The sequence below is a fragment of the Enterobacter dykesii genome (genome assembly GCF_008364625.2).
GTDB lineage: Bacteria > Pseudomonadota > Gammaproteobacteria > Enterobacterales > Enterobacteriaceae > Enterobacter > Enterobacter dykesii.
On sequence record NZ_CP126604.1, the window covers coordinates 4,014,129 to 4,026,613 of the forward strand.

The 12,485-nt window shown below is 54.1% G+C and carries 14 protein-coding genes; 9 read left to right on the forward strand and 5 right to left on the reverse strand.

All coding sequences use genetic code 11. The annotated features are described in order from the left end of the window. The first annotated feature begins 9 nt into the window (after nt 1-9). The 9 genes from kdsC to npr all read left to right on the forward strand — a co-directional run bounded on the left by kdsC (nt 10) and on the right by npr (nt 5,937). Complete coding sequence (kdsC, locus tag F0320_RS19155; protein ID WP_126329419.1) at nt 10-576, forward strand: 3-deoxy-manno-octulosonate-8-phosphatase KdsC; 567 nt, start codon at nt 10-12, stop codon at nt 574-576. Continuing rightward, on the forward strand, nt 573-1,148 hold the full coding sequence (gene lptC, locus F0320_RS19160; RefSeq protein ID WP_023309357.1) for an LPS export ABC transporter periplasmic protein LptC: 576 nt from the start codon (nt 573-575) through the stop codon (nt 1,146-1,148). Before kdsC ends, lptC begins: the two co-directional genes overlap by 4 nt. Continuing rightward, nucleotides 1,117-1,671: a lipopolysaccharide ABC transporter substrate-binding protein LptA gene (gene lptA / locus F0320_RS19165; RefSeq protein ID WP_033146750.1), complete on the forward strand. Its 555-nt coding sequence runs from the start codon at nt 1,117-1,119 to the stop codon at nt 1,669-1,671. Before lptC ends, lptA begins: the two co-directional genes overlap by 32 nt. A 6-nt stretch (nt 1,672-1,677) precedes the next feature. Continuing rightward, nucleotides 1,678-2,403, forward strand: a complete 726-nt coding sequence (lptB, locus tag F0320_RS19170; protein ID WP_033146751.1) for an LPS export ABC transporter ATP-binding protein — start codon at nt 1,678-1,680, stop codon at nt 2,401-2,403. A 47-nt stretch (nt 2,404-2,450) separates the two neighbouring features. Then, on the forward strand, nt 2,451-3,884 hold the full coding sequence (gene rpoN, locus F0320_RS19175) for an RNA polymerase factor sigma-54 (RefSeq protein ID WP_047650939.1): 1,434 nt from the start codon (nt 2,451-2,453) through the stop codon (nt 3,882-3,884). A gap of 22 nt (nt 3,885-3,906) precedes the next feature. Then, complete coding sequence (gene hpf, locus F0320_RS19180) at nt 3,907-4,194, forward strand: ribosome hibernation promoting factor (RefSeq protein ID WP_008501444.1); 288 nt, start codon at nt 3,907-3,909, stop codon at nt 4,192-4,194. A gap of 82 nt (nt 4,195-4,276) precedes the next feature. Then, nucleotides 4,277-4,768: a PTS IIA-like nitrogen regulatory protein PtsN gene (gene ptsN, locus F0320_RS19185; protein WP_008501443.1), complete on the forward strand. Its 492-nt coding sequence runs from the start codon at nt 4,277-4,279 to the stop codon at nt 4,766-4,768. A 45-nt stretch (nt 4,769-4,813) separates the two neighbouring features. Then, nucleotides 4,814-5,668 (forward strand): RNase adapter RapZ, encoded by an 855-nt coding sequence (gene rapZ / locus F0320_RS19190; protein WP_014885397.1) that lies wholly within the window; start codon nt 4,814-4,816, stop codon nt 5,666-5,668. Next, nucleotides 5,665-5,937 (forward strand): PTS phosphocarrier protein NPr, encoded by a 273-nt coding sequence (npr, locus tag F0320_RS19195; RefSeq protein WP_108416124.1) that lies wholly within the window; start codon nt 5,665-5,667, stop codon nt 5,935-5,937. The genes rapZ and npr overlap by 4 nt, the downstream gene beginning before the upstream one ends. 39 nt (nt 5,938-5,976) lie before the next feature. On the opposite strand, the gene mtgA is transcribed toward npr, so the two are convergent. The 5 genes from mtgA to lptF form a co-directional block, all read right to left on the reverse strand. After that, nucleotides 5,977-6,702 (reverse strand): monofunctional biosynthetic peptidoglycan transglycosylase, encoded by a 726-nt coding sequence (gene mtgA, locus F0320_RS19200; RefSeq protein ID WP_126329190.1) that lies wholly within the window; start codon nt 6,700-6,702, stop codon nt 5,977-5,979. Then, nucleotides 6,699-7,352: an isoprenoid biosynthesis glyoxalase ElbB gene (elbB, locus tag F0320_RS19205; protein WP_126329418.1), complete on the reverse strand. Its 654-nt coding sequence runs from the start codon at nt 7,350-7,352 to the stop codon at nt 6,699-6,701. The genes mtgA and elbB overlap by 4 nt, the downstream gene beginning before the upstream one ends. A gap of 232 nt (nt 7,353-7,584) precedes the next feature. After that, nucleotides 7,585-9,918, reverse strand: a complete 2,334-nt coding sequence (arcB, locus tag F0320_RS19210; protein ID WP_126329189.1) for an aerobic respiration two-component sensor histidine kinase ArcB — start codon at nt 9,916-9,918, stop codon at nt 7,585-7,587. A gap of 135 nt (nt 9,919-10,053) precedes the next feature. Then, the gene (gene lptG / locus F0320_RS19215; RefSeq protein ID WP_126329188.1) at nt 10,054-11,136 is read right to left on the reverse strand and encodes an LPS export ABC transporter permease LptG; all 1,083 of its coding nucleotides are present in this window, start codon (nt 11,134-11,136) and stop codon (nt 10,054-10,056) included. Further along, complete coding sequence (gene lptF / locus F0320_RS19220) at nt 11,136-12,236, reverse strand: LPS export ABC transporter permease LptF (protein ID WP_047650945.1); 1,101 nt, start codon at nt 12,234-12,236, stop codon at nt 11,136-11,138. The genes lptG and lptF overlap by 1 nt, the downstream gene beginning before the upstream one ends. Nucleotides 12,237-12,485 lie beyond the last annotated feature (249 nt).

A 12,485-nucleotide genomic window follows, 5' to 3' on the forward strand; every position in this document is an offset into this window, starting at 1 on the left:
GATAAGACAATGAGTAATGCGGGTGCATCCCTTGCAACCTGTTATGGACCGATCAGTACCCAGATGATGGCAAAGGCGGAAAACATTCGTCTGCTCATCCTGGACGTGGATGGCGTACTTTCCGATGGCCTGATTTACATGGGCAACAATGGTGAAGAGCTGAAAGCGTTTAACGTTCGCGACGGCTACGGTATCCGCTGCGCGCTCACCTCAGGTATTGAGGTGGCTATCATCACCGGACGAAAAGCTAAACTGGTAGAAGACCGCTGTGAAACCTTAGGAATTACCCATCTGTATCAGGGTCAATCCGATAAGATGGCGGCGTTTAAGGATTTACTGGGTAAACTGGCTATCGCACCGGAAAACGTAGCCTACGTCGGGGACGATCTGATTGACTGGCCTGTGATGGCTGAAGTCGGGCTGAGCATCGCCGTTGCCGATGCGCATCCGCTGCTGATCCCGCGCGCAGACTACGTTACCCACATCAACGGCGGCCGTGGTGCCGTACGTGAAGTCTGCGATCTGCTTTTGCTGGCGCAGGGCAAGCTTGATGAGGCCAAAGGGCAATCGATATGAGTAAAACCAGACGCTGGATTATCATTTTGCTTTCGCTTGTCGCACTGGTCTTGATTGGCGTGAACCTTGCCGATCGCGACGATACGCAAACGGAAGTGGTCAACAATAACGATCCAACCTATAAAAGCGATCACAGCGACACCGTGGTCTACAGCCCGGAAGGCGCGCTGAACTATCGTCTGATTGCCCAGCATGTTGAATATTTTTCAGATGACGGTATTTCGTGGTTTACCCAACCTGTCATGACCACATTTGATAAGGACAAAGTGCCGACGTGGTCAATTAAGTCAGATAGGGCAAAACTGACAAATGACCGTATGCTTTATCTGTATGGCCACGTTGAAGTCAACGCCCTGACCGCTGACTCGCAACTGCGAAAAATTACGACGGATAATGCCCAGATTAACCTGGTAACCCAGGACGTGACCTCGCAGGATCTGGTCACACTGTATGGCACAACATTTAATTCCAGCGGTTTGAGAATGCGCGGGAACTTACGCAGCAAGAACGCCGAGCTGATTGAAAAGGTTAGAACCTCCTATGAAATTCAAAACAAACAAACTCAGCCTTAAAGTAATTATCGCCAGCGCGATGCTGGCGACCAGTCTCCCCGCGCTTGCTGTAACGGGCGATACCGACCAACCGATCCATATCGAGTCTGATACCCAGTCGCTCGATATGCAGGGCAACGTCGTCACCTTCACGGGTAACGTCGTCATGACTCAGGGCACCATCAAAATTAACGCCGACAAAGTGGTCGTGACCCGTCCGGGTGGCGAGCAGGGCAAAGAGATCATTGATGGTTACGGCAACCCGGCCACCTTCTACCAGATGCAGGACAACGGCAAGCCGGTGAAAGGCCGCGCCTCGCATATGCACTATGAGCTGGCGAAGGACCTGGTCATCCTGACCGGAAACGCGTATCTGGAACAGCTGGACAGCAACATTACCGGCGACCAGATCACCTATCTGGTGAAAGAGCAAAAAATGCAGGCCTCCAGCGAGAAAGGCAAACGCGTCACGACCGTCCTGGTTCCGTCGCAGCTGCAGGACAAAGGCAAAGGCCAGGCCCCGGCACAGAAGAAGAGTAACTAATTCGTTATGGCAACATTAACTGCAAAAAATCTCGCGAAGGCCTACAAGGGCCGCCGTGTCGTAGAAGATGTCAGTCTGACCGTCAACTCCGGCGAAATCGTGGGGCTGCTTGGCCCTAACGGTGCGGGTAAAACCACCACTTTCTACATGGTCGTTGGCATTGTGCCGCGCGATGCCGGCAACATTATCATTGACGATGAAGACATCAGCCTTCTGCCTCTGCACGCGCGCGCGCGTCGCGGGATCGGCTACCTGCCGCAGGAAGCCTCCATTTTCCGTCGCCTTAGCGTTTACGATAACCTGATGGCGGTCCTGGAAATTCGTAACGATCTGACCAGCGAACAGCGTCAGGATCGTGCCAACGAGTTGATGGAAGAGTTCCACATTGAGCATCTGCGCGACAGCCTCGGTCAGGCCCTCTCCGGGGGTGAACGCCGTCGTGTTGAGATTGCGCGTGCGCTGGCTGCAAACCCGAAATTTATCCTTCTGGATGAACCGTTTGCGGGCGTTGACCCGATCTCGGTTATCGACATTAAACGCATCATTGAACACCTGCGTGACAGCGGGCTTGGCGTACTGATCACCGACCACAACGTTCGTGAAACGCTGGCCGTGTGTGAACGCGCGTATATTGTGAGCCAGGGCAATCTGATCGCCCACGGTACGCCGCAGCAGATCCTCGAAGACGATCATGTTAAGCGCGTCTATCTTGGGGAAGACTTCAGACTCTGATAGGGTAGAGGTAACGTAACGCCGAACCGGAGAAAAAAGCTCTGAACATGAAGCAAGGTTTGCAATTAAGGCTCAGCCAACAACTGGCAATGACGCCGCAGCTACAGCAGGCAATTCGCCTGTTGCAACTGTCCACGTTAGAACTTCAGCAGGAGCTCCAGCAGGCGCTGGACAGCAACCCCCTGCTGGAACAAACCGATCTTCATGACGAGGTAGACGCTCAGCAGTCACAGGATACAGAAGCGCTCGACACCGCGGATGCACTCGAACAAAAAGAGATGCCCGACGAGCTTCCGCTGGATGCCAGCTGGGATGAAATCTACACCGCCGGAACCCCTTCCGGTACGCGTGCAGACTACCAGGATGATGAGCTACCGGTCTATCAGGGAGAGACCACCCAGTCGCTGCAGGATTACCTGATGTGGCAGGTGGAACTTACCCCCTTCTCCGATACCGACCGCGCGATTGCCACCTCAATTGTCGATGCCGTTGACGACACCGGCTATTTGACCGTCACGCTGGACGATATCCTGGAAAGCATGGGCGACGACGAGATTGAGCTTGAGGAAGTTGAAGCCGTTCTGAAGCGCATCCAGCGTTTCGATCCGGTAGGCGTAGCCGCAAAAGATCTGCGCGACTGCCTGCTGATCCAGCTTTCTCAGTTCAGCAAAGAGACGCCATGGCTCGACGAGGCGCGCTTAATCATCAGCGATCATCTGGATCTGTTGGCCAACCACGATTTCCGCAGCCTGATGCGCGTCACGCGCCTGAAGGAAGAGGTGCTGAAAGAAGCGGTGAATCTGATCCAGTCGCTCGATCCGCGCCCGGGACAGTCGATCCAGACCAGCGAACCCGAGTACGTGATCCCGGACGTGCTGGTCAGAAAACACAATGACCGCTGGGTCGTTGAACTGAATTCAGACAGCATCCCTCGTCTGCAAATCAACCAGCAGTATGCCTCCATGTGCACCAGCGCGCGTAACGACTCCGACAATCAATATATTCGCAGCAATCTTCAGGAAGCGCGATGGCTGATCAAAAGTCTGGAGAGCCGAAATGATACGCTGCTGCGCGTCAGCCGCTGTATTGTCGAACAGCAGCAGGCGTTCTTTGAGCAGGGCGAAGAGTATATGAAACCGATGGTACTGGCGGATATCGCCCAGGCCGTCGAGATGCATGAATCAACCATTTCCCGTGTCACCACGCAGAAGTATCTGCACAGTCCACGCGGTATATTTGAGCTTAAGTATTTCTTCTCCAGCCATGTGAATACCGAGGGCGGCGGCGAAGCGTCGTCAACGGCCATTCGTGCCCTGGTGAAGAAGTTGATCGCCGCGGAGAACCCCGCGAAGCCACTAAGCGACAGTAAGTTAACCACCATGCTGTCCGATCAGGGTATTATGGTGGCACGTCGTACTGTTGCGAAGTATCGAGAGTCTTTATCCATTCCGCCGTCCAACCAGCGTAAACAGCTGGTCTGACACAACCGATAAGGAAGACACTATGCAGCTCAACATCACTGGACAAAACGTCGAAATTACTGAGGCTTTACGCGACTTCGTTAACGCGAAGTTTGCAAAACTCGAGCAGTATTTCGAAAGGATCAATCAGGTCTATATTGTGTTGAAAGTGGAGAAAGTGACTCATATCTCGGATGCCACCCTGCATGTTAACGGGGGTGAACTGCATGCCAGTGCGGAAGGGCAAGACATGTACGCTGCTATCGACGGCTTGATTGATAAGCTTGCACGACAGCTTAATAAACATAAAGATAAACTGAAACAACACTAATTGTCCGGGCAGTTAACGGGTGCAGGAAGGCCTGTTGTGAAACACAACAGGCCATTTGTACAGTTAGCGCTTAGGTGAAATTATGATGAACAACGATTCCGCTCTTCAACTGAGCAATGTCCTTAACCAGGAATGTACCCGCAGTGCGGTTCACTGCCAGAGCAAAAAACGTGCGCTGGAGATCATCAGTGAACTGGCTGCCAAACAGCTGGGCCTGCCGCCGCAGGTGGTGTTCGAAGCGATTCTGACCCGTGAAAAAATGGGCAGTACCGGTATCGGCAACGGCATCGCGATCCCGCATGGCAAACTGGAAGAGGATACCCTGCGTGCCGTTGGTGTGTTTGTGCAGCTTGAAACGCCCATCGCCTTCGATGCCATTGATAACCAGCCCGTCGATCTCCTCTTCGCGCTGCTGGTGCCTGCCGATCAGACGAAAACCCATCTGCATACGCTGTCGCTGGTCGCCAAGCGTCTGGCCGATAAAACTATTTGCCGTCGACTGCGCTCGGCTCAAAGTGATGAAGAGCTCTATCAAATTATCACTGAAGCAGAAGGCAATCAGGATGATGCATAACCAGGAGATGGCCTTCACATCTGTTGTCCTGAGGAGAAACGGAACATGGTGCTGATGATTGTCAGTGGCCGTTCAGGGTCGGGGAAATCCGTTGCTCTGCGCGCCCTGGAAGACATGGGTTTTTACTGCGTCGATAATCTGCCGGTCGTGTTGTTGCCCGACCTGGCCCGCACGCTGGCGGAGAGACAAACCTCTGCCGCCGTCAGTATCGACGTTCGTAACATGCCTGAATCGCCAGAGATCTTCGAACAGGCCATGAGCAACCTGCCTGACGCGTTCTCGCCTCAGCTGCTGTTCCTCGATGCAGACCGCAATACGCTGATCCGCCGCTATAGCGATACCCGTCGTTTGCACCCGCTTTCCAGCAAGAACCTCTCTCTGGAGAGCGCTATTGATGAAGAGAGCGACCTGCTGGAGCCGCTGCGCTCTCGTGCCGACCTGATTGTCGACACCTCTGAGATGTCCGTTCACGAGCTGGCGGAAATGCTGCGTACCCGTCTGTTGGGTAAACGCGAGCGCGAACTGACGATGGTGTTCGAATCCTTCGGCTTTAAGCACGGTATTCCGATTGATGCGGATTACGTTTTCGACGTTCGCTTCCTGCCGAACCCGCACTGGGATCCGAAGCTGCGTCCAATGACCGGTCTGGATAAGCCGGTGGCGGCGTTCCTCGACCGGCACACAGAAGTACACAATTTTATCTACCAGACGCGAAGCTACCTTGAGCTATGGTTACCTATGCTGGAGACAAACAATCGTAGCTACCTGACGGTGGCGATTGGCTGTACCGGCGGTAAACATCGTTCGGTTTATATCGCCGAACAGCTGGCCGACTATTTCCGCTCGCGCGGGAAGAACGTTCAGTCCCGTCATCGCACGCTGGAAAAACGTAAAACATGACCGTAAAACAAACCGTTGAGATCACCAATAAGCTGGGTATGCATGCGCGCCCGGCGATGAAGCTTTTTGAGCTGATGCAGGGTTTCGATGCAGAGGTACTGCTGCGGAATGACGAAGGCACCGAAGCGGAAGCGAACAGCGTGATCGCACTGCTGATGCTCGATTCCGCCAAAGGGCGCCAGATTGAAGTAGAAGCCAGCGGCCCTCAGGAAGAGGAAGCGCTGGCGGCGGTGATTGCCCTGTTTAACGCAGGTTTCGACGAAGATTAATATTTGCTATTCAGGCGGGTAGCGCTGCGCTTACCCGTCCTACATAAGGTTATTACGCCGCATAAACCCCTCTCCGCCCAGCTGATTCATCTGGCGCATAATCCACGCCTGTCGGCTTCGCACGTACCCTGATGGGGCACTGGCCTTAAAGCGGATAGGGTTCGGTAATACAGCGGCCAATAGCGCTGCTTCTGACATGCTCAGACGGCTGGCTGGCTTATTGAAATACCGCTGTGCGGCAGCTTCCACGCCAAATATGCCGTCGCCAAACTCAGCGACGTTGAGATAGACGGTCAGAATGCGTTTTTTGCTCCAGACCGTTTCCATTCCCAGGGTCAGCCCCGCTTCCAGCCCTTTTCGCACCCAGCTTCGACCATCCCACAGAAACAGATTTTTGGCCGTCTGCTGCGACAAGGTTGATGCCCCGCGCACGCGGTTTTCATGGCGTTCGTTATGGGCTAGCGCCTTCTCAATGGCCGCCACGTCAAACCCCCAGTGCTCCGGGAATTTCTGGTCCTCCGCCGCGATGACCGCCAGCCCCATGAACGGGGAGATCTCGTCCATGCTCACCCAGTCAGAGTGGGCAACATAGCTGAAATCGCCGCTGAACCACGCGCTAAGCTGGCGCTCAACCATAACGGCAGAGAACGGTACCGGCATAATGCTGAATAAAGCCAGCCCGCCGCCCCAGAATACCGCCAGCACAAGTACGATGCGCAAGAGAAAACGTTTCACCCCTGCGCCTGCGGCAAATTTACGCCTCATTCAGTCAGCACCAGCACGCGGGCCACCAGCTTTTCAATACCTGAGGCAGCCTCAGCGATATTATTCGCCAGCATATACGCCGGCGTGGTGACAATTTTGTTATCTTCATCAACCACAATGTCATCAACCGGGCACGGAACGTGTTCGCCCCCCATTTCCTCCACGATCTCTGCGGTATCAATATCCGTCCCGATAGTCAGACGCAGCGGGAAATCAAAAATCCTGGGCAGCATTGCCGGCGCGATGCAGATAAAGCCCTGCGGTTTTCCAGCCGCATGCATGGCCTGCGACAGCGCTTTAAGATGAGGATCGATCTGACACTCCGCTCCCTGCGCAGCAAAGGTACTGAGATTTTTGGCCGCCCCAAACCCACCCGGCACAATGAGCGCATCAAGCTCTGCAGGGTCTGCCTGAATAAGAGGATGGATATCACCTCGCGCAATACGTGCGGCTTCAATCAGTACATTACGGGTTTCCGCCATCGGCTCGCCGGTCAGATGATTAATCACATCCGCCTGATTTTTATCTGGCGCAAAACAAATAACCTCTGCTCCCTGCTTAGCCAGGGCCAGCAGCGTGATTACGGCTTCATGTATTTCAGAACCATCGTAAACACCGCATCCGCTCAGCACGACACCAATCTTTTTCATCATGACAATCCTTTTCTGCAACTTACTGAAGCACATTAATAATTTTGATTAAAACGCTATGCTTCACACATTTCACTGATTCATGTAACAAACCATTTAAGATTTGCTATCTTATCTGCGTGCGGCCTAAATTTTTCAGGCAGCGCCATTTCGAAAATAACTTTAAAAAACAGGCGCAGCCACGATTTCCCTGGTGTTGGCGCAGTATTCGCGCACCCCGGTTAATCCGGGGTCATTTTTTTCTGGCGTCGACCCAGGCTTTAAGTACCGCAACATCGTTTTGCCACTCTTGTTTCATCTCTTCAACCCAATCACCCACGTTATCTTCCCATGCAGGTAAATCAGGCGACTGAATCTGTTGACCCAGTTGCTGCAGATGGCGTAAGCCAACCGAGCCGGCGGCACCTTTGATTTTATGACCTTCTTCGACGATGCCCTTCTGGTCCCGGGCCGTCAGGTTTGATTCCAGCACGCTCAGGTAGCCTGGCATCATTTTTTCGAACACTGCCAGACCGTCGGTAATCAGTTTCGGCCCCACCAGATCGATGTACTGCTCCAGCATCGCGGTATCGAGTATCGTTTGGGCTTTTGCGCTATCTAAAGACGTCATGGTGCTCTCCTCTTCATCACGGGTATCCCAGAACTTCTTAATCATGGCGGTCAGAGCAGGCACCGCCAGCGGCTTGCTGAGTACATCGTCCATACCGGCATCGAGATACTCTTTTTTATCTTTCAGCACGTTCGCCGTCAGCGCCACCAGCGGCGGCAGTTCGTCGGCCGCGTACTGACGCGTCAGCTCACGCGAAATATCCAGCCCGGTCATATCCGGCAGCTGAATATCCAGCAGGACAAGATCGTATTCGCCCGGTTTAAACATCTCCAGCGCGGCCTTACCGGTCATCGCGACATCCACGCTGTTGCCCAGTTTTTCCAGCACAGAGCGCGCCACAATCACGTTCAGCTCGATATCTTCCACCAGCAGGACGTGCAGCGCTGGCAGCGGCATATCGTCGTCTGCAAAGGTATCCTCAACCTCTTCCGCCACCGCAGGGGCATGAACCGTCAGCGTGAAGGTTGATCCGCTGCCAGGCTGGCTGGCAACGGTGATATCGCCACCCATACTCTTCGCCAGCCGTTTAGACACGGCCAGGCCAATACCCGTTCCGGTAGCCGGTTTCCCGCCGTTGCTGTCCTTCACCTGATAGTACATCGCGAAAATTTTGTCCTGCTCCTCCTGCGGAATGCCCATCCCGGAGTCCTCCACCTCGAAGTGCAGCATGTCGCCTTCGTCATAGCGGACGCGCACCGCCACCTGCCCCTTCTGGGTAAACTTCACCGCGTTGCTGATAAGGTTCCACAGGATCTGACGCAGACGCGTGCCGTCAGTCACCACTTTATGCGGCAGCGGCAGGGTTGGATCCATAACAAAACTCAGTCCCTTCTGCTGCGCCTGCAGGCCGGAGAGGTTCTCCAGATCGGCAAGGAAGCTGGTGAAATCAACAGGCTGATTATCAAGCTGAACTTTACGGCGCTCCATCTTATCCATATCAATAATATCGTTGAAGATATTACCCAGCGTGACCGCTGAGACATGGATAGTCTTAAGGTATTTTTCCTGCTCTGCGGTCAGGTCGGTATCCAGCAGAATACGGCTCAGCCCGACAATGCCATTAAGCGGCGTACGCAGCTCGTGGCTGATGGTGGAGATAAAGGTAGTCTTATCGCGGCTGGCGCGCTCCAGGGCATCCTGGTAGCGCTTACGCTCGGTGATATCGCGGCCAAAGCCCATCAGGCCGTGGCGTTTCCCCACGCGGTCATAGTAGGGCACCTTACGGATCTCAAAGCAGGCTTTGCGTCCGTCCGGATAATCCAGCCACTGTTCATAGGTCAGCGAGACGTTATGGCGGAATACTTTTTCGTCCGTCTCCATAACCTTGGCCGCCGCCTCTTCAGAGTAAACGTCCTGCGGCTTCAGGTTAATCAGCTGCTTCTCGCTTTTCCCGGTGAGCAACTCCATCGCCCGGTTACAGCCGGAAAACTCTTTATCTTCATTACGGTAAAACACCAGATCCGGCGAAGCATCGAGGAATGACCGTAGAAAAGAGGATTGCTGCTCAAGCTGGATCTGCGTGACCTCGCGCTCTTTCATTTCGATTTTCAGCTGCTCCAGCGTGGCCTGACGCTCGGCCTCCGCCTTCTCACGATCGGAGATCTCCTGATTCAGCTGCGCAATGTTGTCTTTAAGCTGGACGTTGAGCTTCAGGTCGCGCTCGCGCATCTCTTCCAGTTTATCGACCAGTTTTGACAGACGCTGACGGGACTCTTCCAGCTGTTCAACCACTACGGAAAGGAAATAGACCGCCCAGGGCGTAATGAGCAAGCCAAAGAAGATGGAGCGGATGACGTCGATACTCTCGACCTGGCCATGCAGAACCATGGTGACGGCCATTTGCACGACAATGGCCAGAACGACCAGCGCCAGCGCAAGCAGCATGGAGAAACGCACCAGCCCAAGCTTCATCATCAGGTCGACGTAATACTGGGCAAGCATTCGAATTTGCTTCATAGAGGATCCCTTCACGACTTTATCGCTCAATAATACTCAAATTCAGGGCGAGGCGTTGAAGGTTGTGAGAAAAAGTGCGGGGTGAAACAGGAGATTAGCCTCGCTCCCGGTTAACCGGAAGCGAGGAGAGGTCGATCAGGAGCGTTTCAACAGCAGCCAGAGGCTGATCAGGAGGAAACTTGCGCTTGGCAGCAGCGCTCCAATTATCGGCGGAATGCCATAAACCAGCGTCAGCGGACCGAAGATCTGATCGAGCACGTAGAACACAAAGCCGAAACTGATACCGGTCACGACACGCACGCCCATCGGCACGCTGCGCAACGGACCGAAGATAAACGACAGCGCCATCAGCATCATTACAGCCACGGACATCGGCTGGAAGATTTTGCTCCACATGTTGAGCTGATAGCGTCCCGCATCCTGCCCGCTCGACTTCAGGTATTTCACATAGTTGTGCAAACCGCTGATGGAGAGCGCGTCAGGATCCAGCGCAACAACACCGAGCTTGTCAGGCGTCAGGTTGGTCTTCCACGTGCCGGTTACCGTCTGAGAACCCGTAATCTGTTTCGGATCGGTCAGGTCGGATTCATCAACCTGGGACAAACGCCACTGCTTATGTTCGGCGTCAAATTTCGCCGAAGAGGCGTGGCGAACGGACTGCAGACGGCGCTGGTCATCGAAAGCGTAGATGCTCACCCCGCCCAGTTCATCATTCCCCTTGACCCGTTCGATGTAGACGAAGTTTTTACCGTCTTTCGCCCATAAACCTTGTTGAGTCGAGAGCAGCGAGCCGCCGAACATGGCCTGAGCACGGTAGTTACGCGCCATCTGTTCACCCTGAGGCGCAACCCACTCGCCAATCGCCATTGTCAACAGCACCAGTGGGATTGCGGTTTTCATCACCGACAGCGCAACCTGCATACGGGTAAAACCCGAGGCCTGCATAACGACCAGCTCGCTACGCTGCGCCAGCATTCCAAGCCCCAGCAGCGCACCCAGCAGGGCCGCCATCGGGAAGAAGATCTGCACATCTTTCGGCACGCTGAGCAGGGTATACATCCCCGCGCCCAGCGCGTCATAGCTCCCCTGCCCGGCTTTTTTCAGCTGATCGACAAATTTGATAATGCCGGAGAGCGACACCAGCATGAACAACGTCATCATGATGGTGGTAAAAATGGTTTTACCGATATAGCGATCAAGAACGCCAAACGCCTGCATTAGATGGCTCCTTTACGCGAGAATCGGGCACGTATGCGGCGCACAGGCACCGTATCCCACAGGTTTAATCCCAGCGCCAGTAAGATGTACAGGCTGTTGACGAACCATGTCCAGACCATAGGGTCCAGCTTACCCTTCGCGCCGTTAGAACGAATCGAGGTTTGCAGCAGGAAATAGATCAGGTAAAGCAGCATCGCCGGCAGCATAGAGAGCACGCGTCCCTGGCGCGGGTTCACCACGCTCAGCGGAACGACAATCAGCGCCATCATAAACACGGTGAATACAAGCGTAATACGCCAGTGGAACTCAGCGCGCGCTCTGTCGGTATCGGTATTCCACAGGGTACGCATGTCCATTTGCTCGGTATCCGTTGGATCGAGCGCCACAGTCTGATGGCCGATAATGGCCTGATAGTTCTGGAAATCCGTAATGCGGAAGTCGCGCAGCATCGCGGTGCCTTCAAATCGAGTACCTTTGTTCAGCGTCACGACCTGAGAGCCATCTTTGCGCTGAGCCAACTGACCGGAATCTGCCACCACCACGGAAGGACGCGCGTTACCTTTAGGACGCAGCTGCGCCAGGAAAACATCGTTGAATTTACTGCCGTCAACGCTCTCAATAAACAGCACGGAGTTGCCGTCGGTCGCCTGCTGGAACTGCCCCTGGGCTAACGCCGCCATACCGGGGTTGGCTTTCGCTTCGGCCAGCACTTCGTCCTGATGGCGGGAAGACATGGGGCCCGCCCACATCACGTTCACCGCCGCAACAATACCCGTGAACAGCGCCAGTATCATGGCGGCTTTCACCAGTACCGCTTTGCTCAGGCCACAGGCATGCATCACCGTGATTTCACTCTCGGTGTAGAGTTTCCCAAGCGTCATGAGCAGGCCAAGGAAAAGACTTAGCGGCAGGATGAGCTGCGCCATTTCCGGGATCCCTAAACCAAGCAGGGAAAGCACCAGATTCGTTGGAATTTCGCCGTCAACGGCCGCACCGAGGATCTTAACCAACTTCTGACAGAAAAAAATCAGCAGCAGGATAAAGAGGATCGCCAGTTGGCTTTTGAGCGTCTCCCGCACCAGATATCTTATGATTATCACTTTAAATACGCCCGTAAAAACCCGTCTCTTTGCAGGAATTTCGCTTGTTTCATGGCTTAAACGTCATTTATTCTCTTGAGTCGTCGAAATCATCGCTAAGATTAAAACATCCAGCGGATTCACGCTTCAGGACTTTTTCTGACGTGTCGAAACCGTAGTAACGTAAGATTAACACGAAGTCACCACAACAGCGGACATGAGTTACGAAAGGTTTCAATTCTATCTGTAGCAGCCGCCGTTGTCTTTAAG